This window comes from Acinetobacter apis (genome assembly GCF_900197575.1).
GTDB lineage: Bacteria > Pseudomonadota > Gammaproteobacteria > Pseudomonadales > Moraxellaceae > Acinetobacter > Acinetobacter apis.
The window spans coordinates 1,356,083-1,380,796 of record NZ_FZLN01000001.1 but is presented as its reverse complement, the minus strand read 5'-3'; the positions used below and the strand labels follow the sequence as shown (position 1 = coordinate 1,380,796).

The window sequence follows — 24,714 nt, the reverse complement described above, 5'->3', positions numbered from 1 at the left end:
CTGATCCCTTCCCGAACTCAGAAGTGAAACCTCTTTGCGCTGATGGTAGTGTGGGATTACCCATGTGAGAGTAAGTCATCGCCAGCATCTTATTCCTAAAAAGCCCCCTCATCGAGGGGGCTTTTTTTATGGGTGTCTGTTACACATATCATTTAAACTAATGGTAAAATAACATCAAAACTATATGAAGACTTCATCACAACTCATATACAATGTGATTCTATAAAATGAATACATAAAATAATTAAAATAAAATATGTTTGTTGCTCATCTGTTTTTAATAAATATGAGCTAAAATACTCCAAATTTAAATAACTTAACTTATAATTTGATATAGTGAAAAACAAATAATGAGACATTCCCATGAATAAAGCAGCATCAGTGAAGTCTGACGTACTAATAGACGTTCAAGGTCTGAGTTTTAAACGTGGAGAACGGATCATATATGACAATATTGATATGTGTATCCGTCGCGGTCAAATCACAGCCATTATGGGTCCTTCAGGGACAGGTAAAACGACTTTACTGCGTTTGATTGGTGGTCAATTAACACCAGATCATGGTGTGATTTTATTAAATGGAAAAGATATTGCAAAAATGAGCAGGCACGATCTGTTTGCTGCACGTGCACGCATGGGAATGCTTTTTCAAAGTGGTGCGCTGTTTACTGACATGACAGTGTATGAAAATGTCGCTTTTCCAATTCGTGCGCATACTAAATTGCCTGAACACTTAATTGCAGAGTTAGTGGCTTTAAAATTAGAGTCTGTTGGACTCAGAGGTGCAGAGCAGCTCATGCCAGCTGAACTTTCAGGTGGTATGAATCGCCGAGTTGCGTTGGCACGGGCAATTGCACTTGATCCTGAATTAATTATGTATGATGAACCATTTGCAGGACAAGATCCGATTGTCATGGGTGTCTTAACACGCCTCATTCGTTCGTTGCGAGATGCACTTGATTTAACCACAATCATTGTTTCACATGATGTACAAGAAACGATGTCGATTGCGGATTATATTTATATTGTTGCAGATGGGCGTGTACAAGGTGAAGGAACACCAGAACAATTAAAACAGCACTCTTCAGCATTTGTAAAACAGTTTTTAAATGGACATGCTGAAGGTCCAGTGGGTTTTCAATTTAATTCGAATACTTATTTAAACCAAGAGGTTGGCTCGTGAATGGGATTGCCTTATTAGGTCGGCGGGTGATTGATGCCGTCAGTGGAATTGGCATAGCAACCTTATTGCTATTACAAATTGTTTTGTCATTACCCACAAAACTAGGATTTAAATTATTCATTTATCAAATGTATCGGGTAGGTGTGTTATCACTTTTAATTATTGTGGTATCTGGCTTGTTCATGGGACTTGTCATTGGTTTACAAGGCTACAGCATTTTGGTGAATGTTGGCAGTGAATCAATGCTAGGAACCATGGTGGCATTAACACTATTACGTGAGCTTGCACCAGTCGTTGCTGCACTATTGTTTGCTGGTCGTGCAGGTTCTGCGTTGACTGCAGAAATTGGTTTGATGAAAGCCACAGAGCAATTGTCTAGTATGGAAATGATTGGAGTTGATCCTTTAAAACGAATTGTTTCACCACGTTTATGGGCAGGTATTGTAAGTTTACCCATGCTAACCATGATTTTTGCAGCGATTGGTATTGTTGGTGGGAAGCTAGTAGGTGTCGATTTTTTAGGCGTGGATGAAGGTTCATTTTGGAGTGGTATGCAAAATGCAGTCAACTTTAGCCATGATGTCCTAAACAGCGCCATCAAAAGTATTATATTTGCCGTTTTATGTACATGGATCGCTGTATATCAAGGTTATTCATGTAGTCCAACGTCTGAAGGAATTGCCACCGCGACAACAAGAACTGTGGTGTATTCTTCTTTATGTGTATTAGGTTTTGATTTTGTTTTGACTGCGGTCATGTTTGGAGGAGTATCATGAGGTCTCGTGCAATTGAGCTGACCGTAGGTATATTTGTAATTATCTTTGGTGTTGCTTTATTTTTTCTAGCGATGAAAGTCAGCGGTTTATCAGGCAATACAGTGGGAGCAAGTTACCCGATGTATGCCACATTTGACAATGTGAACGGCTTAAAAGCACGTGCAAAAGTAACGATGAGTGGCGTGACGATTGGTCGTGTTGAGTCAATTACACTAGATCCAGTAACACGCTTGGCAAAAGTGACTTTTGATTTAGATCGCAATTTAACGACTTTCTCACCAGAGCAACTTAAAACTGTACAACAAAGTGCATTAGAAGAATTGAAATATGGCAGCGACTTTCAACAAGCGAACGTTGCGAAACAAAAAGAAATGGAAACGCAACTATTTGACAGCATGAAATCTATTACAAATATCGATTCAGATGCTTATATTATGGTTGCAACCAATGGTTTATTGGGTGAGAAATATTTAAAAGTTGTACCAGGTGGTGGATTAAACTACTTAAAACCAGGTTCAAGCATTAACAATACCCAAGGCACCATGGATCTTGAAGATTTAATTAGTAAGTTTGTGACCAGTTTTGGCAAATCAGGCTCAAGTGCTGATGCTACTGCACCTGCTGAAAAAGATGCAAGTCAGCCATCATTTGCAGAATAATTTTATAGGAGATGTATTTTGAATACGCTATTTAGACAAGCAATTATGGCAAGCGCATTAACTGCTGTGGTAAGTACTGCAGCCATTGCAGCGCCAGCCCAAACACCATCTGACTTTATTAAAACTGTGGCAGATGGATTAATCGGTCGCTTAAAAGCAGAACATTCACAATTACAAAACAATCCATCAGCAATTAATGCGATTGTGAAGCAAAATCTTGAACCGTATGTAGATGTTCAAGCGTTTACACGTCTTGTGATGGGCACATATGCATCACCACAAAACAGTACACCACAACAACGTGCAAATTTTGAAAAGAGCTTACGTCAAAGCTTAATTCAAAATTACGGTACTGCATTGGCAAAATATTCAAACCAATCTTATTCAATTCGTCCATATCGTCCATCTGCTGGTGCGTATCAAGTGGTAACGTTAGACTTTATCCAGTCAGGGCAGAAGACACCTGTTGCATTCCAATTGTCTGAGCAAAGTAATCAGTGGAAAATCCGCAATATTAATGTTGCAGGTATTGATATTGGCTTGCAGTTTAGAAATCAGTTTGCATCGACAGTTCAACGTTCAGGCGGTGATCTTGATAAAGCCATTGCAAGCTTCCAACCTGATGCCAATGCAGCAACTAAAAAATAGTTTTGGTGATGATATAAATGGAACTTTATGTAAAAGATCAGCAGTTAATGTTGGTTGGACAAATTGATTTTAATAATGCAGAGCATGTGTATCAGCAGGGACTTAAAATCATTCAAAGTCATCCATTGCCACTTGTGATTAATGGCGAGGCACTAGAGCATGGTAGTACGCTTGCTTTAGCAGTTTTTGTGCAATGGGTGCGCCATGTGCCTCATACACATGACCTTGTATTTAAAGCATTAACTAAAAAAATGCTGAATATTTTGCAAGCATCGCATTTAGACCATGAGCTGACCTTAAGCCACTAAGTGAAACATAAAAAAAGCATCTTTAAGATGCTTTTTTTATGTTTATTAGATCCAGTTTTTCCACTTAAAGTAAAAATAAGGGCCAATAAACGATGTTGCTAAGAAGCCGCCAACAATGACTAAACTCACAGGGCTGTGCGCATAGGGCAGTTCTTCAATATTCATTCCATAAACACTTGAAATGAGCATAGGTGGTGCAAGCATACTTGGTAAGATGGAAAAGCGTCGGATGGTGTCGTTCTGTTCTGTATTAATAAAGCCTGATGTGGTATCCATTAAAAAGCGTACTTTTTGGAATAAAAAGGCATTATGTTCAATTAAAGAACGAACATCTTCACTCATTTCACGGATTTCAGCATCATAAATATGACTGCCTAGCGCTCTTGGACGGGACAAAAACGTTAAGATTCTACGTAAATCAATCAAACATAATTGTGCTTTTCCAAGCATATCTTCTTGTTGTGCTAAACGGGTTACCATTTCATCAAGATCTAAATGCTGTTCACGATGATGGTTATTTAGAACTTCTGTTGAATATTTTTCTAAATCTTTATGAATATCTTCTAAAATATCTGCCAATTCATCTAATTTAGCTTCAAAAAGCCCAAGTAAAATCCAAATAGGATCTTTGTAGTCAATATCGTAGTCATTACGACGTGATCTTGATTTAAATGCACGAAATGCAATGAGTTTTTCACCACGTAATGTAATTAGGCGGTCTTTTTTTAAAATAAAAGCAACGGTTTGTACTGTACCGAGTTTGTAATCGCCTTCATCTTCATCATGTTCTTGATAGTGCCTATTCTTTGTTAAAAAATAAGTACTGATATGAAGTACGCCATCATCTTCTCGGTAAAAACGAGCAGATGAAGAAATATCTTCTAAAGATTTGAGCGTTGGTAAGTTTTGTTCGTATGCATCAACAACCCATTGTTGTTCTTCTTGCGAAGGCGCAGTTAAATCAACCCAAACACAATCAGATTGCAGATCAAAACCACCATTAATCGTTACATTTTCCAAACTACCACGCTCTGTGGCATAAAAAGCTTCAAGCATTGGAGTGTCTTCTCCTTAAGGTGGTTGGATTTAAACAGGGTGTATTTTAGACAAGGAATGATGTAAAACACAGCTCTGAGGAGTATTTTATTTTAAAAAAAGTATTTTAGTTTATTTTAATACAGAGAATGAGAATAAATTCATTATTTTTATCTCTTTAAGTTGATTTTAATCTGACCCAAGGTCAGGCCCTGCATGCATAGGTTTAAATCCAGCTGCATGTGCAATACAAATTACATGAACTTGATGACAACCTAAATTATGTAATTTATTTTTTAAGGCATAAATTGAGCTTCCTGTGGTGACTACATCATCAATAATTAGTACGCGACGATAGCGAATTTTATTTTTGGCTTGTATGACAAATTGTGCTTCAATATTTTGAATGCGTTCTGAGCGATCAAGGTTTTTCTGTTGTTCTGCATGCACACGCTCAATAGGCATCCAAATAGGGAGTTGACGTGGACGAGCAATAAGCTGTGCCAAAAGGTAGGCTTGGTTATATCCACGTTGTTGTAGTCGCTGACTTGAGATTGGCATGGGCACAACAGCTTGGACCTGAGGAATGTTTAAGCGTGATAATACATCATTAAAAATTACGCTGTGATGTAAGGCCTGTTGGTATTTGAACTGTTGAATTAACCGATCTATAGGAAATTGATATGATGTGGCCACTTGGATTGTAATGCCACGCTGCTGAATAGTACTCGGCTTGATATTTAACTGCTGCCAGCATTCAAAACACAGGGAAGTCTGTTGGTGTTTGAACCATGTGCTTTGACACAGTGCACATGGTTTTATGCGATTTAACCATTTTAAGTGATTAAACATAAGCATAGCGTGGCGCATGTGGCAGCCAACGATTTAATAAAGATTCTGCATGCTCAGGATGGGTGTTTAATATATCTTGGGCAATTCGATGTGCTTTTTCAAGTAAGTGTTGGTCTCGCTCAATATCTGCAACGCGAAAGCCAAGATCTCCTGTTTGTTTGGTGCCAAGTAACTCTCCGGGACCTCGGATTTCTAAGTCTTTTTCTGCAATCACAAATCCATCATTACTTTCTCTTAAAATTGCAAGACGCTCATAACCATTTTGTGACAATGGTGTTTTATACAGCAAGACACAAAAACTCTCTAGCTGTCCACGACCAACACGTCCTCTAAGTTGGTGAAGCTGTGATAAACCTAGGCGTTCTGCATTTTCAATCACCATAATGGTGGCATTGGGGACATCAACCCCCACTTCAATGACAGTAGTGGCAATTAAAAACTGTATGTGATTGTCTTTAAAAGATTGCATGACATGTTGTTTTTCATCTGCTTTCATTTTTCCATGGACAAGTCCCACACGTACTTCAGGAAAACGGCTTTGAATATCGTTAAAGTGTGCTTCTGCAGCTTGTGCATCTAATGTTTCTGATTGTTCAACCAAGGTACATACCCAATAGGCTTGTTTGTGATCATCGATGCAATTCTTGATGATACGTTGCAATACTTCTTCACGTCGGTTTAATGGAATGGTGACCGTTTGAATTGGGGTTCTGCCAGGCGGAAGTTCATCAATAATAGAGGTGTCGAGGTCGCCATAGGCACTCATGGCCAATGTACGTGGAATAGGGGTTGCAGTCATTATTAATTGGTGTGGTGTGGTGTTGGCACTGCCTTTGTCACGAAGTGCTAAGCGTTGATCTACTCCAAAGCGATGTTGTTCATCAATAATGACTAAGCCGAGTTGTTGGAATTGAATATCATCTTGGAATAAAGCATGTGTGCCTACCACCAACTGCGCCTCTCCTGAGAGCATGGCCGCTTTAACTTGTTTTTTGTCTTTGGCTTTTTGTTTGCCGGATAACCAAGTGACATGAATACCAAGAGGCTCAAACCAACGTTTAAAGTTTAAGTAATGTTGTTCTGCCAAAATCTCAGTAGGTGCCATTAAAGCAACTTGCCAGTTTGACTCTAAAGCATGGCACGCGGCAATACCTGCAACCAAAGTTTTTCCTGCACCTACATCGCCTTGAATTAAACGCAACATGGGCTGATTTTTATTCAGATCTTGCATAATTTCTGCAGAGACACGTTGTTGTGCGCCTGTAAGCTGAAAAGGCAATTGTTCGAGTAAAGCGTTCACTAAGCGTTGACTAGGGCTAAACACAGGTGCTTTGACTTGTTGGACATAAGCACGCCGAGTTAATAGGCTAATTTGGTGAGCAATGAGCTCTTCTAAGATCAGACGTTGCTGTGCAGGGTGTTGTCCTTGCATCAGCTGTTGCATATTCGCATCCACAGGAGGGACATGAATATAGTGCAAAGCATCTTTTAATGCATAACCTTGTGTGTATTTTTTAGGTAAAAGCTCTGTTAAGTCATGTAGATAATGTTCAAATACTTGTTGTACCAAGTCACGAAGTTTTGCTTGGCTGAGCCCTTCTGTACTCGGGTAAATTGCAGTGAGGCGAGTTTGTCCTTGGGTGGGCTGCGGGAGATGTATTTCAGGGTGATAGAGTTCAAGCCCACGTGCGCCAACGCGAACTTCACCAAAAATTTGAACATGATGACCTATTTTAAGTCGGTCATTGAGCGCTTTATAAATATGATAAAAACGTAGCGTCACCTTGCCAAAGCCATCTTGTACTAATACAGCCATTGACTTGCGTTTACCTGGTGGATAGTCAACAGAAATCACTTCACCTTCAAGCAAATAGGTACGACCTACTGTCAGTTGGTTCATTGGAATAATCGTGCTACGATCTTCGTAATCTCTTGGCAAATGAAACAACAAATCTTCAGTTGTATAGAGATGCAACTTTTCGAGAAGTGCGGCGGCTGCATTGCCAACGCCTTTTAATTCATGAATTAAAGCCATGTCAACTCAGGTTCTATCATGCATATATTATTTATTGGTTATGGTAAAACATCCAAGCAGATTGCAAAACAATTATTTGCGCAAGGTCACCAAATTACAGCAGTAAGTTTAAGTGAAAAAAAAGACAGCGCAATTCAACACTTACAACAAAATGTTCATCAGTTGGATTTGAGCCATATAAAACCTGTTGATTGTGTTTATATTCTATTAAGTCCAAAAGAAAGCAGTTTAGCCGGCTACCAAGATACTTTTGTTGATACAGCACCTGCCATTCTCAGTGCATTAAAATCTCATCCAATTCGCCGTTGTATTGTGGTGTCATCCACTCGTGTGTATAACGGTTATGTGGGTGAATCTGTCAATGATGATAGTCAGCCAATTGCAGATGATGCTCAAGGTCAGTGTTTATTGGATATGGAAAAAGCTTATCAAGAGGCTTATCCAAATGAATGTACTATTATTCGCCCAACGGGCATTTATGGTGGAAGTGTTGAGCGTATGGTTAAATTGGCTCAGCAAACACATGAATATCATAAGTTGCATTGGAGCAATCGGATTCATAGTGAAGACTTAGCTCATTTTTTAGCTGAAGTCATTCAGCCTGCATATCAACGCAAAAGTTATATTGTGAGTAATTCACAGCCTTATCCATTGCATGAAGTAATTTTATGGTTTCAACGAAAGTTAGATCTACCATTGTTAAAATATGATCCGCAGCAAGAAACCGGAAAAAAAATCTATGCAACAGCATTAGAGGCAAGTGGTTTTCAATTAAAGCATTTAGATCCATTTCAAGACTATGCACAGCTACTTTCACAAAAATAAATAAAAAAGCGCAAGAGGAATCTTGCGCTTTTTTGCTATTTTTTCGCTTTTCGTTTTAAACGCCGTTTTGCATTTTCAACCGCTAACGCATTTAATGCTTCTTCTAATCCTTCATCTGTAAACTGCGTAATATGTTGCAGCATATGTAATGTGGCATCATCTAAAACCAAATTAGCATATTGCGCAATATGAATCAGATGGTCATCAAATTCAATTAAGCCTTCACGGATACGAATATAATCTTTTTGAGTTAAAACTTTTAAGAAGCTTTGGAATAAGGATTTGTCAAAAAAGTCAGGTGAGTTGTATTCATAGAGGACAGATAAACGTTGTCCAAGTAAGTAACTGATGTCTTCGACTTGTTTTGAAGACATTTTGCCTGAACCACGTTGCGTAATAATCGCCAAAATCATGTAATAACGTTCAATACTTTGTTTGACCGAGGCACCTAAAATCACCAATTGATTGTGTGTTTCTGTATTTGGTGATGGGCTAAATAAATAACCATCTTCTGTGGTAATTAATTCATCTTCAATCAATGCATCAATGTATTGTTCAACTGCAGGCTTTAAGGTGTCAGTATCCCATTTCATAAATAATTCAGCTTTTAAGAATGGGTAAAGCGTTGCAATCACATTAATTAAGTCATGACGTTTAATTTTACCATTTAACTCAATAAGCGATGCAATGAGTGACGGCAAAATAAAGGCATGCAATATATTGTTTCTAAAGTAAGTCAGTAAAACCGCTTGATTGTCTTCAATTGCAATAATATCGCCAAGTGCATGATGAACACGTTTAATGAGTTTAAGTTTTAAAGCATGGGTAATGATTTCTTGACCAGACAAATGCGTTAATTCGCTTAAACCATCATAGGGTAAACGTGTCAGCAATGCCCGATAAGCATCTAGTTGTTTGATAAACAGTTGTTCATCTAATGTATGTTTTTCAGTTGCCAATAAAATTAAAGAAATAAGTGAGACGGGGTTAATGACCACTGCATTATTAATTTTTTCTAAAATTTCATATGCTGAACTGGTAATTGCTTCTGACACAGGCGTTGGAATTGGATCATCATTTTTTTGAATGGTGATGTCTTCTGCATGGTGCTTTTTCAATAAATGATCTAAAAAGACCGGCTCACCAAAATTCAAATGCACTTTACCAAAAATACGTTCAATTTTTCGAACGGTTTTGATTAAGCCTAAAATAGATTCAGCTTCTTTAGGCTTGCCTTGTAATTCGCCAATATAGGTTGAACCTTCCATTAAACGCTCATAACCAATATAAGTTGGTATAAAGACAATAGGCTTATTTTTCTTTTTATTACGTAAATGGCTATGAACAGTCATCGCCAACATACCTGTTTTAGGCGGTAACAAACGCCCTGTTCGTGAACGACCACCTTCAATAAAGTATTCAAGTGGGGTATTACGAGACACAATACTGTATAGATATTCTTTAAAGACTGAGGTGTATAAACCATTACCACGGAAAGACCGACGAATAAAGAATGCACCGCCACCACGTAAAAACTGCCCAACCAAAGGCAGATTTAAATTATCACCTGCAGCAATATATGGCACCATCAGACCACGCCTGTGAATAATATAAGACAGTAATAAGTAGTCGACATGGCTACGGTGGCATGGTGTATAAATGACTTGGTAGTCTTTTGCCAATTCTCGAACAGTATTAAAGTTATGAACCTCTACACCATCATACAATTGTGTCCAAAGCCGAGTCAGTGCCATATCTGCAAAGCGAACCGTAGAGTAGGAGTAATCTGACACAATTTCATTGATATAACCTACAGCACGTCGCTCAGATTCGAACAAACTGATTTTACTGCGTAAGCTTTCGCGGCGGATTGATTCTTGTAAATCGGTCGATTTCATCAAAGATTGAATGACATTGCGACGGTCAGATAAATCGGGTCCAAGTACGGCTTCACGCTGGCGATCTAGGTACTGATTTAAATGATTAACAATATATGTTGCAGGAGACAGGTTTGGATGCTGTTCTTTGGCCGTGTGGATTAATGATTTAAGAGAACATTCTGGGTGGAATTCTAAGAATGACTGACGACCATGAATACCAATGTTGACCAATTGCTTAACTTTACTTGGTGTTTCCCATGTATCAGTAAACAACAGTTTAAATAATGAGTCTTCTTTGTCTGGCGAGCGTCCCCATAAAATCGTCACAGGGATTAGGGTGATATCAATGTCTAAATCAGGATTGCTATTTAAATATTCGATAAAATGTACAAGTTTGGGCGGTAGAGATGATTTCTTTTGTGCAAAATAACTGGTGTCTTTTTGTTGTAAAAAAAATACAGAGGTGTTTTCTGATAACTCGTTTAACTGTAATGGTTCAAGAGCAGGGGGGAGACCCAAACGCCGTGTTTCACCATCAACGACCAAGGCATTACTCCGCGAATAGGTTTGCAATACATAGCAAATAACCGGCTTCTTGGTGGGGGTAGTCGATTCAGTGGCCTCATGGCGGTCTTGAGATTCAGTGTGAGGAACTTCTCCAAGAACACGAGGCTTTACCACAAGATCAAGTACTTTACTTGATAGTCTGCGATAGATCTGACCAAAGCTATTCTTGGACATAAAGACTCCTTACTTAATACGCATATTAAGCTTTAAAATATAAAATAATTTAAAAGCGATCGTAAATAAAATTTAAGTGGGCAATTTTAACTAAAAAATGTCATTTTAGGCTAATAAAACTAGAAAAAAAGTCGTTATATCGCAATAAAGTTTAAAAAATAAGTCATTTTTAGCTAAGCAGGCCATGAAAAAGTGGTAGATATGGCAAGATACACCGAAATGAAAAAGTGTTCTAATAGCGCTATTGAAAAACACCTCGATGAAGTAGACGAAGAATGATGACACAATTGACACAAGAACTCATTGAAATCCTAACTTTAGAAAAGCTAGAAGAAAACAGGTATCGAGGCCATAGCCGTAACTTCGTGGGTAAGCGTGTTTTTGGTGGGCAAATCCTTGCCCAAGCACTAAGAGCTGCTGCTGATACCACCAATCGACCTGCGCATTCTTTGCATGCTTATTTTTTATTGGGCGGGGATATTAATGAGCCAATTGTGTATGAAGTAGAACGTTTAAGAGATGGCAAAAGTTTTGTGAGCCGTCAAGTGCGTGCTATTCAGCATGGCCGTACTATTTTTACCGCGCTTGTGTCTTTTGCATCAGAGGAAGAGGGGCTTGAGTATCAACACCCGGTACCAAGTTATCCGCAGCCTGATGAATTAAAAGGCGAGAAAGAATTGAAAGAATCAATGATGCGATTTGTACCTAAGGCATTGCAAGCAAGCTTTATGCAAGAGCGTCATATTGAATTAAAACCTGTAAAAAGCGATATTCGTAACTTTTTTCAGCCAAAACCGATTGAACCATTTTATGCACACTATGTGAAAACCCATGATCAACTGACCGGAGAATATGATACCGTATCTTTGCATCAGGCGATTGTTGCATTTTACTCAGATTTTATCTTGATGACGACAGCACTGCGTCCGCATGGATTAAGCTATTTGTCACCAAATATTCAGTGTGCAAGTATTGATCATGCCATATACTTTCATAAAGCCATTCGTGCAGATGAGTGGGTGCTTTATGATATGGAAGCCACAGTGACATCGAATGCTCGAGGTATGAATCATGGGCGGATGTGGCAACATGGTGAATTGGTATGCAGTACTGTTCAAGAAGGGTTAATGCGTCTAAGAGATTTAGATGCTTAATGATATGGATAGTGTCTAAACTACTGAGATAGATTTAATAAAAAATCATATGCTTATGCAAAATAAATGAATAAATAATAGAGTGGCTATCGTATGATACCGCTGACCAAAATGATAAAAATGGATTAATATGAGCTTAAATACTCAAATTTTTATTGCTGCAGTAATCGGTGTTGTGGTCGGTGTATTATTACGCCTTGACCCGACGTCAGGTTTTTTTGCGGGCAGTATTTATGGACTTAGTATCATTAGTGGCATTTTTATTGGCTTCTTAAAAATGCTGTTGGTGCCGTTAATTTTTACTTCAATTGTTGTCGGTGTGGCAAGTTTAGAGTCTGGACGACAATTGGGTAAAGTCTGGAAAGTCACTCTAATGTGTAGTGCCACCACCATGACTTTATCACTGATTCTTGGATTAGCAGGGGCACATTTGTTTGAAGTCGGCAAAGGCATGGACATCACTTTGTTCCAACAAGCCATGAGCCAATATCATTCTCCAACTCAAAATTTAGATACTTCTTCATTTATTACAAATTTTGTCCAAAATACATTAATTAATCCATTTAAAGCATTTAGCGATGGCAATGTTTTATCCGTGGTGGTCTTTGCAATTTTAATTGGTTTAGCCCTCGTTTATGGCGGCAAAAAATTTCAATATGTCCGTGCGGTGAATGAAGAGTTCTTCAATATTGTCATGATGCTTGTTTCTTGGATCATGAAGTTAGCACCGATTGGTATTTTTGCGTTGCTTGCTAAACTGATTGCAAAAGAAGATTTAACCGTGTTAAGCCGATTGGCTGAGTTTGCAGCCGTGGTGACAGGAACCACAATTTTCCATGGTTTAGTCATTTTACCGTGCTTACTGTGGATTTTTGGCAAAATGTCGCCGTGGACCTTTTTTAAAGGGACTAAAATTGCATTGATTACAGCGTTTGCCACCAGTTCAAGTTCAGCCACAATGCCACTAAGCATTCGATGTGCTCAAGAAAATTTAGGTGTTCGTCCTCAAATTGCAGGCTTTGTGATTCCAATGGGTTCACATTTAAACATGGATGGTACTGCACTGTATGAGGCGGCAGCTGCTTTATTTGTTGCTAATTTAATCGGTTTGGATTTAAGTTTAGGGCAACAAATTATTGTTTGCTTAACCGCAATGATTTCATCCTTAGGTGCGCCTGGCATTCCAAGTGCGGGTATGGTGACCATGATTATGGTATTACAGTCAGTGGGGTTACCGGCAGAAGCAATTGCCATTTTATTACCGATTGACCGTGTGTTAGATACCGTTCGGACAGTCGTGAATGTAGAGGGTGATATGATGGTCAGTGTGGTGGTAGACCGTTACACCAAAGAAGAAAATATTGATCATTTACCCAACGAAAGCTAACCCCATCTGCGTGTATTTTAGTCTAACTCAATCTCAATATTTCAATCAAAAAGAGTTGTGATTGAGTTAGATACCAATTTCTCTCTCTGAAGTTCAACTTGATTTTGTTATGTTATAACTATACATTATGCAGTACAATAACAGATCAGAATGAGAAACGATTTTCAAAAACAGGTTGCAAATGAAAACCCTTCTCATTTATTATATTGAGCAATATCGTTTAACTAGAAACGGATGAGTAATTATATACAGTCATCACTGTACTAATTCCTCATACGACAAAGGTCACCATTGTGCTATGAGCCATTCTTCCGCGCTAAATTTGAACCATCCTGGTAATTTGAAGAAAAAAGCAATCATTGCAGTTGCTGCTGTGGTGATTGGGCATGTCGGTGTGTTATGGACTTTAAGTCAATTGAAAGTATCGACGTTAAAGCCTGTTCATAAAGAGCCTGTTAAAGTGCAATTTGTGAAAATCCAACAGCCAGCGCAGCCACTTCCACCGGAACCGAAAAAGAAACCGGAACCGAAAAAAGAAGTGAAAGAAGTGAAAATTGTCAAAAGCCCACCGCCACCACCCAAACATATTGAAAAAATTCAACATGTCAAAAAAGCGCAAGAGCCCAAAAAAGTGGTTCAGCATGTTGAGCAGCCTTTGCCAACACCTGCACCACCTATTGTGACTGCGGTGGAAACTAAACCTGAGCCGACACCTCAACCTGCACCTCAGCCTGCACCGCCTGCGCCACAAGCAGAAGTGCCGACAGAAAAAGCAGCGAAGAATGTCGCAATTGGGGGCAGTGGTGTGCAATGGAGCCGTGCCCCAAAACCATCATATGAACCAAGTGACTTAAGAAATTCTCCACGTTCAATCATGGTGTTGATCGAAGCAGATGAAAAAGGAAAAATCATTAGCGCAACTGTTGTTAAAAGCAGCGGAATCTCGGCATTAGATGAAAAAATTCTACGAGCAGTACGAAGCGCACGTTTTAAACCTTATATAGAAAATGGTGTTGCATATCCAATTAAAGCACAACAACCATTTGATCTTACTTAATATTTAATTACGGCTAACCAACGATTTAGGAATTCACCAATGAACTTTTCAGTCTACTGGCAAAGTGCAGATGCAGTAAGTAAAACACTTTATTTTATATTACTGATCATGTCGATTGCGACTTGGACGATTTTTGTCTTACGCCTTGTAGGAACTCGTCAATTAAAGCAACAAGCCTTTGCTCGACTAGAACAGTCATTAAATGTATTAAAAAGCAAGCTTGACCCATTAAGTATAGAGCAACGTAAATCTGTTGCAGAACAAGCATTATTGCGTCAAATCTCTGACCAAAAAACATCAGCAGACAAATTTGTACCTGTGCTTGGAACCATTGCTTCAATTGCACCATTTATTGGTTTATTTGGTACGGTTTGGGGGATTTTCCATGCGTTGGTTGCAGTGGGAAGTAGCGGTCAAGCAGGTTTAGCACAAGTTGCACTTCCTGTGGGTGAGTCACTAATTATGACAGGGCTTGGCTTAGCTGTTGCAATTCCTGCAGTGCTTGCTTATAACATCTGTTTACGCGCAAACCGTGCATTAGGACATGCTTTACAAGATCAAGCACATCATTTGTTAATTGACACAATGCTTGAAACTAAACCATCTGCTGGAGGTCAATCGTAATGGGTTTTCAATTGGGTGAAGATCACGATTCTGGAATGAATGAGATGAATCTCATTCCATTGATCGATATTATGTTGGTGCTCATGATTATCTTTTTAGTCACGACAACAGTTGCAAATCCATCAATTCCGTTGACTTTACCCAAAACAACAGCGGAAATGACCACACCGCCACCCAAAGCAATCACTATTAGTATTAATGCAAAAGGTGAGGTGGCATGGAATGATCAAATGATTTCATTGCAAGAGCTAGCAACCCGTTTCCAAGAAGCAGGACAGGCTGAGCAAAAGCCAACAGTGCAACTGCGTGCAGACAAAGAGTCACGTTATGACACTGTTGCCCAAGTCATGTCACGTGCAAGTGAAGCTGGACTGAGCGATTTATCATTTGTTAGTGAAAACTAATTCGATGCTTTGGCATAAAAAAACCCATCTTTAGATGGGTTTTTTTATTAAAACTACTTGAGTAAAGATTGAAATTTTTGACGTAGTTTATTAAGTTTTGGTGGGATCGCAAAGTTGCAATAACCTTGTGTTGGGTTTTTAGCAAAGAAGTTTTGATGGTACTCTTCTGCTTTGTAATACGTTGGCACAGGGTCAAGTTGAGTAACTACGTTTAACCCTTCAGCTTTTAATTCCTGAATCATGTGCTCAGCTGTTTGCTTTTGCGCTTCATCATAATAAAAAATCACCGAGCGATATTGTGTGCCAATATCATTGCCTTGACGATTTAATGTGGTTGGGTCATGCATACCAAAAAATACATTCAATAGATCTTGGTACTGAATAACAGTTTCATCAAACTCAACAAGAACGACTTCAGCATGCTCAGTGGTCCCTGTACATACTTCTTCGTAAGTTGGGTTGAGTGTTTTACCGCCTGCATAGCCATTTTCGACATGAAGCACGCCTTTTAACTCTAAAAGAACCGATTCAATACACCAAAAACAGCCACCGCCAAACATTGCCTGTTGCATTTTTATCTCAATTTACATGATGGATTTAAACTTATGATATACGCTCATTTATAAGATTTAAATAAATTGGCAGAGCTTATTAACAAAAGAATCACAGTGCTGATTTTAATTGCTCGCATTTAAAGTAAACGGTGTTTGAAAATCACGTTAGACTTCACGCGGCACAGGTTTTACCTTTTCCAACACATACTGTGAAGCAAGTGCACCCTCTATTTCATGTCCCTCTTGATCAAGTGCAATCAGTTGATTTCCTCGCACTTGATACATGGTTTTTTCATTTTGGTGGTAAAGGGTAATAATGGTAAATTCATCATTTTTTAAACTCAGCTTACCTTCTACAATGAGAGGTCGTTCTGATTTACCGAGATAAACATTTTTAAGCTTATAAGTTCGATTTTTAAATAAAAACAACTCTGTTTTAATGCCATCACAGTCAGCACAAGGCAATGTCCCTGTGTATTCACCATGCCAACTGGTGACATGCGTGGTTGGTGTAATGTGGCTGGCTGTCACTAAATCTACAGATGCAGCTGTTTCAGAAGCTGTATGTGTTGATGTTTGGGCTGAAGCTGTTGGTTCAGTATGGGTATGTGGTGCAGATTCTTGTTTTGAACAAGCGACAATGAGAAGGCTTGTAATTATACTCATTGTTATATTTTTATTCATTGTTTTGCTCATTATGGAATGAATTACAGTAAGTTATCTCCTTTTATGGGCAAAATCAAAGGATAAAATGTTATTGTTTGAGCATGTTATTTGTTCGTGATGCAGTCGGTAAACCCGCACGTATTTGCTGTGAAAAAGCTTCACTACTTTGGTCTGTGTGTTCAGAAAAATGAGCAGTGCGTGGATTGATATAAGCATGGTTGTACCAAGTTTTAATGTCCCATTGCCGATTTAATGCACCGCTATCATATAGATAATTGGGTAAATAACCTGACATCAAAATTCGATAATCTTTGGGTAACTGATTGGGGTGAATGGCTTGTGCCATATCAAAAATAATGGTGGTACAGTTACTTGTAAGGGTGTTGTACCACGCAGGAGATTGTTTTAACTGATCTGCTGTATCTAAATAAGCCAAAAACAAATGTCGTATTTCTTGTTTTGGAATACGAACAGGAAAGAAATATACTTTTTCTTTACGAATATTGCTGCGTGTATAAATAATATCTTTTTCATCTGCAGCAACCAACGACAGTTCAAACTGACGAAAAAAACCACCAATGGCTGAGAACGATTCATTTTTTTCTTTACGAATTTCAAGAGAGAACACAATCGGCTGTTGATGTTCAAAATCAAAGCTGACTAGCGTATGTGCAATTTGCGGTCCCATCCAATATGAGGCTATTAAATTGACCCCTTTAATTTCGTTTAAATTAAAGCTTCGTTTTTCCCAATGTATGTCATAGCTTCCATCATCATGCCATCTGAAATTACGAACATTATTGAGCGTTATCCATGGACCTTGTTTTTCATAGGTCAGTATTTTTTCAACTTCAGGGCTCCATACCCGATCTTGTTTAGGGGTTAAACTAAAATACCAACATAATCCTATTATTGCGACAACAACATAAATGAGCAGGCTAATCGGTCGATGTACAAATAATTGAGTAAAATAAATGCCAAGCACACTGAGTGAAAAAATAATCCATAGCGCAATCAGTAACAGCGTAAGAATTTTACCAAGCGGCAACTGCACCCATAAAGCCAATGAAAACCAAATACTAAACGCAGATACAGATAAACTGAGCGCCAAGTAAAATAGCCCCATTCCAAGCGTGGTTAAATGTGAAATTAGCTGGTCTTGAGGCATAGTCATCGCATTATTATTTTAATTGGTTTTAAGATTACTTTTTATATGTGGCAAATTCAAACTCAATCTGAGCATCAGCATTAAAATGAGTGGTACTTGCAACTTTTTTAAAGCGATCAGGCAGTGCAGGGTAAAATGCTTCACCATCTTCTACTGTAAAGTCGACATGTGTTAACTCTAAACGATCAGCAATATCTAAGGTTTGTTTAAAAATTTCACCACCACCAATAATAAAGATACTGTTTGGTTTTTCACTGTCTTTTGCGTCATTCATCGCTTTAGACAGCACATCATCAATACGGTAACCTACATGCACATCATCAAATTGCCACTCTTGATCGCGTGTAATCACCCAATTCACACGTTTAGGCAGGCGTCGACCCATTGATTCTAGGGTTTTTCGACCCATGACCACCACACCACCTTGCGTGATTTCCTTGAAGTGTTTCAAATCTTCGGGAATGTACCAAGGTAAACTATTATTTTTACCAATACAGTGTTGTCGATCCATTGCTACAACATGCACAATTTCTATACCTTGAAAACTCATACAGCCACCGGTGCTTTAATTGTTGGGTGAGATTGATAATTCACAATTTGAATATCTTCAAAAGAAAAATCAAAAATATTTTTAATGTCAGGGTTGAGTTGAATTTGACACAATGGCATTGGTTCACGACTCAGTTGTAGTTGTGCTTGTTCCATGTGATTGGCATATAAATGAGTGTCTCCACCGGTCCAAATAAAATCTCCTACATCTAAATTACACACTTGCGCCACCATATGGGTCAGTAGTGCATAACTTGCAATATTAAATGGAACACCTAAGAATACATCTGCACTGCGCTGATACAGCTGGCATGATAATTTATTATTATGAACAAAAAACTGAAATAGGGTATGACAAGGCGGCAGTGCAACTTGACCTGCCTCATTTGGATTCCATCCTGAAATAATTAATCGGCGCGAGTTGGGATTATTTTTGATTTCCTCAATCAGCCATGAAATTTGATCAAAACCATCTTTTTGATAACTGCCATCGGTATTTTGTGTTGCACCAAAATTACGCCATTGATGACCATAGACAGGACCAAGCTCTCCCTCAGGACGGTTAAAGCGTGCTGTTTGCTCTTTAGTTGCCCATTCATCCCAAATAGAAACTTTATGGTCTTTTAAATATTGTACATGGGTATCACCTTTCAAAAACCAAAACAGCTCAATGGCAATTGAGCGGAAATGCACTTTTTTTGTGGTGAGCAAAGGAAAGCCTTTTGATAAATCAAAACGCATTTGATATCCAAATACTGAGCGCGTTCCTGTTCCTGTACGGTCACCTTTATCTCCACCGTTGTCTAATATGTGTTGCAATAGATCAAGATATGTTTGCATAAAGTGCCTCGAGGAAGTGTATAAATAAAATAGGAATTGCTTGAATGACGGTATATGACATCAGTGATGTCTTGGGCTACGTGATACAAATGTGGTGATTAAGGTGAACCCAAGCACCATGAACGATACAGCTTGTATACTTAATATAAGATAATGTGTCTTTATCACAACATTAAGCAAGATCAGTATAATAATTGGCAGCACAATTAAGCCATAACGTGGCAAAAATTTTAAGCGCCGTTGCAATACCACATAACCATGTATGCTGAGCCCTGTAAAGACACTGATCACGATCCAAACACGGGTTAAAGGCATTATATTTTGCAATGCAATAATAATGCAAAAACAGATAAAAACAGTAATCAGTTTAATATTTTTTGTTGATTGTAATGTATTTAAAAGCATATTTATGCTGACGGCTTTTTAAATAGAATATGCATAGAAAATATGCAAATCGTTATAATCATAAAAGCAATGCCTTGCACACCCCATTCTAATAAATGATCCATAGCTTTAGTAAAAATAATTGCAGCAAGTAATGCCAAAGGAATCCACATAAAAATACGTTGTAATGGTCGGGTTCGATCACCTTGAATGAGATGAATCTGACACATACGACATATTAAAAAGACAATACCGGTTGCAACAAAAAGCAAAATTAATTGGTAAGGCATGGGATGGATGACATACAACGTCACTGCAATTGCGATGGCAATGAAAAGCAAGGTAAGTTTGTGTGAGATGGAGGTGGTTTGATTAAACCAAAATTCAAGCATAACGTTATCTGAGCGCACCTTTTAGCCCAAATCTTACCATAAAAAAAGAGGCAAACGCCTCTTTTATTGGGTTAGTTTTTTTGTGGTCCCCAATCATAAATCGGACGTTTATATGCCCAAACAAGAACTAAAATTCCAATAATAATCATTGGGAAAGAGAGCAATTGTCCTTTGGTCATCCAACCGAGTAATACAAATCCTTGGTCGGCATCTGGTTCGCGGAAAAATTCCATTACGAAGCGTGCAAGCCCATAGCCCATTAAGAAGAGGGCAGATACAGCCATACGTGGGCGCGGCTTGGAACTAAACCACCACAAAATAATAAACAGTAATAGACCTTCACACAGTGCTTGATAAATTTGTGAAGGATGGCGTACCAATTGCAATGGGTCTGTCGGGAAGATCATACCAAATGGATAGTTGGGATCAACTACTTCACGGCCATATAGCTCACCACCAATGAAGTTACCAATTCGTCCGAACATTAAGCCTGTTGGTACACAGGGTGCAATAAAGTCCATCGTTTGAAACCACGTTTTTTGGTATTTACGACACCATAATATCATGGCGACCATGACACCAATAAAACCACCATGAAAGCTCATTCCACCTGTCCAAACTTTGAATAACCAAAGTGGATTGGCAATGAAATTATCAAACTCATAAAAAATCACATAGCCGATGCGTCCGCCTAATACAACACCCAATGCACCATAGAAAATCAAGTCAGAGATCATTTCTGAGCCCCAGCCAGTGCGCTGCCGTCCGCGATAGGTTGCAAGTCCCCATGCACATAAAAATGCCAATAGATACATGATGCCATACCAGTGAACTTTGAGTGGACCCAGCTCAAGAGCTATTGGATTGATATTGGGGTAGGCCAGCATGATGATTCCTTTTAACAAACATGTGAGGGCAATTTTAACGGAACAATATTAAAAATGGTGAGTTTTTCCGTAGTGATTATGATCTAAAACTTATTTTTTATAGTGAAAATATTGAAATAACATAAAGTATAACTGTGGTTTATTTAAAATAAGCATGGCTTTAAATAAAGAATACCCCGTACAAAGACGAGGTATTCAATTCATTTTAATGCAATTAGCCTGCGATTAAACCACCGTCTTTACGTGTGATAACAATGGTTGCTGAACGCGGACGAGCTGTTGTATTACCTGCATTGGCTTGTGTTGCAGGCCAATGGCTATTTGGTTGATCAAAGCTTGCAGATTCTTCACCTGGGTGCTGAATATTGACAAAAATTGCTTTATTGTCTGGCGTTAAAGTAATTCCTGTAATCTCAGCTTCTTTTGGACCCACTAAGAAACGTCTTAAGTTGCTGTCATTTACTTTTGCACCAACACGAGTAAGCTGACCACTACTTGTGGTTGCAGTTGTGCCATCACCTACAAAACCTGGTAGGGCAGCAAGCATCATGCAGTTCGTCACATCAGTATATGCACTGTCATCTGTTTGAAGCCACAAAATCCCGCGTGAGTCAAAAGCCATACCATCTGGACTTGAAAAGTCATTGTTGTCTGTTAATCCAGATAAGTTAATGTTTGGATTCATACCAGCTTCTGCACCAAATAGGTAAATATCCCATTCAAAACGTGTTGCAGTGGTTTGATCATTCACTTCTTTAAATCGAATTACATGCCCATTGACATTACCTTTTTGGGTTTTTGTACCACCATAAAGGTCTTGATAATTACGTGGGTTGGCTGCATCTGTTGGGTAATTGGTACCACGGTTTGAGTTGTTGGTGAGTGTGACATACACTTCGCCTGTTTCAGGATGAATACTGCACCATTCAGGACGATCCATACGAGTTGCACCCACACTATCTGCTGCCATACGGGCAAAGGTGACAACATCAGCTTGGCTTGTAAATGGATATACTTTATTTGATGCATTTAAACCATTTTTACCATGGGTTAATTCAATCCATTCACCTGTACCGTTTTGATTGAATTTCGCCACATATAAACGGCCTCGGTTCATATATTTGTCACCAGCTTTATAGCCACCTTTTGAATCTCTTGGATTCCATACAGCGTCTGAGACATACTTGTAAATATATTCACCACGAGAGTCATCACCCATATAAAATGCAAGTGGTTGACCTGCAACAGCACGGCATGCGCTATCTTCATGTGCAAAACGGCCTAAGGCAGTACGTTTTACAGGGTGGTGTTTGATATCAAATGGATCAATTTCAACCATCCAACCGAAAGTATTTGGACCATTACGGTAATCTAACTTTTCGCTTGATTTTTTAACATCAGCCACCCAGCGATCATATAGGTCTTGTGGTTGTAATTTACCAACGGCAGATTCCCAGCCGTAGCGAGAGCTTGAACCTGCTTTTAAGCCATAACGTGCAAGTGCAGCGATTTCATGTGCAGGACGCTTGTTATCGTCTTCTTTAGAACGTTGGAAATAACCAATAAAGTTTTCTTCTGTAGTGAGGTAAGTTCCCCAAGGAGTATAACCATTACCACAGTTATTATGTGTACCGCGTGTACGAACGCCTTTAGGTGAAAAGGCAGTTGCAAGAAGTTTTGAACCTGCAGCAGGGCCTTCAAATTGCATTAAAGTTGTTGCAGTAATACGACGGTTAAAAATAGAGTGTTTAACCAAATTAACATCTTGAGTCGCATCATCTTTTCGAATATGAATAATCGATACGCCGTGTGCATTGGTTTCACGGATGACTTCATCTTCAGGGCGATGACCATCTACTTTGGTCGGTCCTTTTGGATGTAGGAAAGTCGGGTTAATATACTCATGGTTCATGACAAGCAACCCTTCTGATGATACACGATCATCAACTTGTTTAGTTCTTGAGTTTAAACCAAAGAAGTGAATACCATCATGGCAGTCGCCAGAACGGAATTGGAAGCTTGGACCCGATGGAATATTATTATCATCCCAATCATTTAACGCTGGGTGAATTGCATCACCTAAACGATAAAGTACTTTTACATCATACCCTTCAGGAACAGTCACTACATCTAGTTTGTTTTTAGCTACAGGTGTGAATGTAAGTTTTTCAGGACGTGTTCCTGATTCAGTTGGGCGATGTTTATGCGGTCTTGGATGTCTAAATGGAATACTGGTTGCAGTTGCTGATGTTGCAATCGCTAAAGCAATTGCACCACTTGCTGTTTTTTTGATTAAATCGCGACGGCTGATATATTGTTCAAGAATATCGTTGAAATGTGTATTTTCTGAATTGTTATTATCAAGTTCTTGGTCTTCATGATATGGCGTCTGCTCTTTCATGAGAGGCTCCTAAGGTAAGTTAAAAGTATAAAATCATTAAGTTTTTAAGAATATAAGTGTGAAAAATGAATATGCCTTGACACTTGTGTGACAAAATGGTTAAAAGTTTACTTATTCGTGATTTAACTTTCTTTTTTCGAGCGTTTTACCAAATAAAAGTCCAATCTCAAACAGCATCCACATTGGAATGGCAAGCATGATCATAGACAGTGCATCAGGCGGTGTCGCAAACATTGCAACGAAAAAACAGCCCACAATGACAAAGCGTCTTTTTTCAACAAAAGTTGTTGTACTGACTAAGCCTGATAAAATGAGCAAAATTGTGATAATAGGGATTTCAAAGGTGAATCCAAAAACTAAAAACAACTTTAGACAAAATGTTAAATAGCTATTAATGTCAGTCATTGGAGCAACGCTTTCAGGCGCGATATTAATAAAAAAATGCAAGATGGATGGTAATACCACAAAATAAGCAAAAGCGATTCCAACATAAAATAAGCTAATGCTACTGGCTAATAATGGCCATGTGATGCTTCTTTCATGCTGATGTAAAGCAGGTTTAATGTATGACCAAATCTGATACAAAATAAAAGGCATACTGATCATGAGCGCAACACATAAATTAAGTTTAAATGGCGCTAAAAACGTTGCTGTGACATCTGTTGCAATCATGGATGAATTAACAGGAAGTTGTCGACGAAGTGGTTCAGACAGCAATTGATAAGTATGGTTGGCAAAAGGCAATAAACATAAAAACAAACCCAAAACCATTGCAACAACTTTAATGAGATGCCTACGTAAAATAATTAAATGCTTATGAATTGGCATTTCATCAAATTGTTGCAGCTCATCTGTCTGCTCTTGCGAAGAATGTAGCGTTGTCATACAGCAACCTTGAGTTGAGGCAGTTCAGCAGTGTTAGATGCTGTATTGGTCACTAAAAATGGATAATCTAACGAATACCCGAAATGGATTTGCTGGATAGGGGTAAGCTGATGGCAGGTCTTTGATAATGATTGTGCCAATTGATTTTTTGGTACATCTAAAGATTCCATGCTTTTCAACTGCATTTGCATTTTTTGTTCAAGCTCAGTGATTCTTTGCATTTCTTTTTGCATTTGATCTTTCAGCTCAGACACTCTTAACTCACGGTCAATATCATCTTGAATGTTACCGATGAAGCGTTTGGTTTTACTGTACCAACGACTTGCAAAACGGATGGCTTCAGGCAGTTTATCTGGACCGAGAATTAATAGGGTAATAATGGCAAAAACCAGCAGCTCTGTGATGCCGACATTAAACATAC

26 protein-coding genes and 1 rRNA gene are annotated in these 24,714 nt (G+C 38.6%); 12 read left to right on the top strand and 15 right to left on the bottom strand.

All coding sequences use genetic code 11. The annotated features are described in order from the left end of the window. The 6 genes from rrf to CFY84_RS06425 form a co-directional block, all read left to right on the top strand. Window positions 1-87: ribosomal RNA gene (rrf, locus tag CFY84_RS06450) — 5S ribosomal RNA — on the top strand; the annotation flags it as partial. Between the two features lie 276 nt (window positions 88-363). Further along, window positions 364-1,182, top strand: coding sequence for an ABC transporter ATP-binding protein (locus CFY84_RS06445; protein ID WP_088823334.1), 819 nt, complete (start codon window positions 364-366; stop codon window positions 1,180-1,182). Beyond that, complete coding sequence (gene mlaE, locus CFY84_RS06440; RefSeq protein ID WP_088823333.1) at window positions 1,179-1,958, top strand: lipid asymmetry maintenance ABC transporter permease subunit MlaE; 780 nt, start codon at window positions 1,179-1,181, stop codon at window positions 1,956-1,958. The genes CFY84_RS06445 and mlaE overlap by 4 nt, the downstream gene beginning before the upstream one ends. After that, complete coding sequence (gene mlaD, locus CFY84_RS06435) at window positions 1,955-2,617, top strand: outer membrane lipid asymmetry maintenance protein MlaD (protein ID WP_088823332.1); 663 nt, start codon at window positions 1,955-1,957, stop codon at window positions 2,615-2,617. The genes mlaE and mlaD overlap by 4 nt, the downstream gene beginning before the upstream one ends. 18 nt (window positions 2,618-2,635) lie before the next feature. Next, window positions 2,636-3,265, top strand: coding sequence for an MlaC/ttg2D family ABC transporter substrate-binding protein (locus tag CFY84_RS06430; protein ID WP_088823331.1), 630 nt, complete (start codon window positions 2,636-2,638; stop codon window positions 3,263-3,265). A 17-nt stretch (window positions 3,266-3,282) separates the two neighbouring features. Further along, window positions 3,283-3,573 carry an STAS domain-containing protein gene (locus tag CFY84_RS06425; RefSeq protein WP_088823330.1) on the top strand — a complete coding sequence of 97 codons (291 nt, stop codon included), beginning with the start codon at window positions 3,283-3,285 and terminating at the stop codon, window positions 3,571-3,573. Window positions 3,574-3,618: 45 nt separating this feature from the next. Here the strand turns inward: CFY84_RS06425 and CFY84_RS06420 are convergent, their stop codons facing one another. From CFY84_RS06420 to recG, 3 genes are all read right to left on the bottom strand, one after another. Next, entirely contained in the window at window positions 3,619-4,629 is a 1,011-nt protein-coding gene (locus tag CFY84_RS06420) for a magnesium and cobalt transport protein CorA (protein WP_088823329.1), read from the bottom strand. 168 nt (window positions 4,630-4,797) lie between these two features. Then, a complete protein-coding gene (locus CFY84_RS06415) occupies window positions 4,798-5,478 on the bottom strand; it encodes a ComF family protein (protein ID WP_228149607.1) in 681 nt (226 codons plus the stop codon). Next, entirely contained in the window at window positions 5,453-7,495 is a 2,043-nt protein-coding gene (recG, locus tag CFY84_RS06410; RefSeq protein WP_088823327.1) for an ATP-dependent DNA helicase RecG, read from the bottom strand. The genes CFY84_RS06415 and recG overlap by 26 nt, the downstream gene beginning before the upstream one ends. 18 nt (window positions 7,496-7,513) lie before the next feature. On the opposite strand from recG, the gene CFY84_RS06405 reads away from it, so the two are divergent. Next, window positions 7,514-8,320 carry an NAD(P)H-binding protein gene (locus CFY84_RS06405; RefSeq protein ID WP_088823326.1) on the top strand — a complete coding sequence of 269 codons (807 nt, stop codon included), beginning with the start codon at window positions 7,514-7,516 and terminating at the stop codon, window positions 8,318-8,320. A 35-nt stretch (window positions 8,321-8,355) separates the two neighbouring features. On the opposite strand, the gene plsB is transcribed toward CFY84_RS06405, so the two are convergent. After that, the gene (gene plsB, locus CFY84_RS06400; RefSeq protein WP_088823325.1) at window positions 8,356-10,941 is read right to left on the bottom strand and encodes a glycerol-3-phosphate 1-O-acyltransferase PlsB; all 2,586 of its coding nucleotides are present in this window, start codon (window positions 10,939-10,941) and stop codon (window positions 8,356-8,358) included. Between the two features lie 278 nt (window positions 10,942-11,219). Here plsB and CFY84_RS06395 point away from each other — a divergent pair, with 278 nt between their 5' ends. The 5 genes from CFY84_RS06395 (at window position 11,220) to CFY84_RS06375 (ending at window position 15,567) form a co-directional block, all read left to right on the top strand. Continuing rightward, the gene (locus tag CFY84_RS06395; RefSeq protein ID WP_088823411.1) at window positions 11,220-12,095 is read left to right on the top strand and encodes an acyl-CoA thioesterase; all 876 of its coding nucleotides are present in this window, start codon (window positions 11,220-11,222) and stop codon (window positions 12,093-12,095) included. A 130-nt stretch (window positions 12,096-12,225) separates the two neighbouring features. Next, the gene (locus CFY84_RS06390; RefSeq protein ID WP_088823324.1) at window positions 12,226-13,482 is read left to right on the top strand and encodes a dicarboxylate/amino acid:cation symporter; all 1,257 of its coding nucleotides are present in this window, start codon (window positions 12,226-12,228) and stop codon (window positions 13,480-13,482) included. A 298-nt stretch (window positions 13,483-13,780) separates the two neighbouring features. Beyond that, entirely contained in the window at window positions 13,781-14,539 is a 759-nt protein-coding gene (locus CFY84_RS06385) for an energy transducer TonB (RefSeq protein ID WP_088823323.1), read from the top strand. Between the two features lie 39 nt (window positions 14,540-14,578). Further along, window positions 14,579-15,163 (top strand): MotA/TolQ/ExbB proton channel family protein, encoded by a 585-nt coding sequence (locus tag CFY84_RS06380; RefSeq protein WP_088823322.1) that lies wholly within the window; start codon window positions 14,579-14,581, stop codon window positions 15,161-15,163. Next, window positions 15,163-15,567 (top strand): ExbD/TolR family protein, encoded by a 405-nt coding sequence (locus tag CFY84_RS06375; protein WP_088823321.1) that lies wholly within the window; start codon window positions 15,163-15,165, stop codon window positions 15,565-15,567. The genes CFY84_RS06380 and CFY84_RS06375 overlap by 1 nt, the downstream gene beginning before the upstream one ends. A gap of 53 nt (window positions 15,568-15,620) precedes the next feature. On the opposite strand, the gene msrA is transcribed toward CFY84_RS06375, so the two are convergent. From msrA to tatB, 11 genes are all read right to left on the bottom strand, one after another. Further along, the gene (gene msrA / locus CFY84_RS06370) at window positions 15,621-16,139 is read right to left on the bottom strand and encodes a peptide-methionine (S)-S-oxide reductase MsrA (protein ID WP_088823320.1); all 519 of its coding nucleotides are present in this window, start codon (window positions 16,137-16,139) and stop codon (window positions 15,621-15,623) included. Between the two features lie 147 nt (window positions 16,140-16,286). Next, window positions 16,287-16,805, bottom strand: a complete 519-nt coding sequence (locus CFY84_RS06365; protein WP_171289042.1) for a copper resistance protein NlpE — start codon at window positions 16,803-16,805, stop codon at window positions 16,287-16,289. A 70-nt stretch (window positions 16,806-16,875) separates the two neighbouring features. Next, complete coding sequence (locus tag CFY84_RS06360; RefSeq protein ID WP_088823318.1) at window positions 16,876-17,955, bottom strand: Lnb N-terminal periplasmic domain-containing protein; 1,080 nt, start codon at window positions 17,953-17,955, stop codon at window positions 16,876-16,878. Window positions 17,956-17,989: 34 nt separating this feature from the next. Further along, the gene (locus tag CFY84_RS06355; RefSeq protein ID WP_088823317.1) at window positions 17,990-18,505 is read right to left on the bottom strand and encodes a dihydrofolate reductase; all 516 of its coding nucleotides are present in this window, start codon (window positions 18,503-18,505) and stop codon (window positions 17,990-17,992) included. Beyond that, a complete protein-coding gene (gene thyA / locus CFY84_RS06350; protein WP_088823316.1) occupies window positions 18,502-19,344 on the bottom strand; it encodes a thymidylate synthase in 843 nt (280 codons plus the stop codon). The genes CFY84_RS06355 and thyA overlap by 4 nt, the downstream gene beginning before the upstream one ends. 60 nt (window positions 19,345-19,404) lie before the next feature. Continuing rightward, entirely contained in the window at window positions 19,405-19,659 is a 255-nt protein-coding gene (locus CFY84_RS06345; protein WP_143218769.1) for a hypothetical protein, read from the bottom strand. A gap of 92 nt (window positions 19,660-19,751) precedes the next feature. After that, window positions 19,752-20,138 carry a hypothetical protein gene (locus CFY84_RS06340; RefSeq protein ID WP_228149606.1) on the bottom strand — a complete coding sequence of 129 codons (387 nt, stop codon included), beginning with the start codon at window positions 20,136-20,138 and terminating at the stop codon, window positions 19,752-19,754. Window positions 20,139-20,191: 53 nt separating this feature from the next. Further along, window positions 20,192-21,007 (bottom strand): prolipoprotein diacylglyceryl transferase, encoded by an 816-nt coding sequence (lgt, locus tag CFY84_RS06335; RefSeq protein WP_088823313.1) that lies wholly within the window; start codon window positions 21,005-21,007, stop codon window positions 20,192-20,194. Window positions 21,008-21,221: 214 nt separating this feature from the next. Further along, entirely contained in the window at window positions 21,222-23,408 is a 2,187-nt protein-coding gene (locus CFY84_RS06330) for a PhoX family protein (RefSeq protein WP_088823312.1), read from the bottom strand. A 111-nt stretch (window positions 23,409-23,519) separates the two neighbouring features. Next, entirely contained in the window at window positions 23,520-24,293 is a 774-nt protein-coding gene (gene tatC, locus CFY84_RS06325) for a twin-arginine translocase subunit TatC (protein ID WP_088823311.1), read from the bottom strand. Then, window positions 24,290-24,712, bottom strand: a complete 423-nt coding sequence (tatB, locus tag CFY84_RS06320) for a Sec-independent protein translocase protein TatB (RefSeq protein WP_088823310.1) — start codon at window positions 24,710-24,712, stop codon at window positions 24,290-24,292. Before tatB ends, tatC begins: the two co-directional genes overlap by 4 nt. Between the last annotated feature and the right edge of the window lie 2 nt (window positions 24,713-24,714).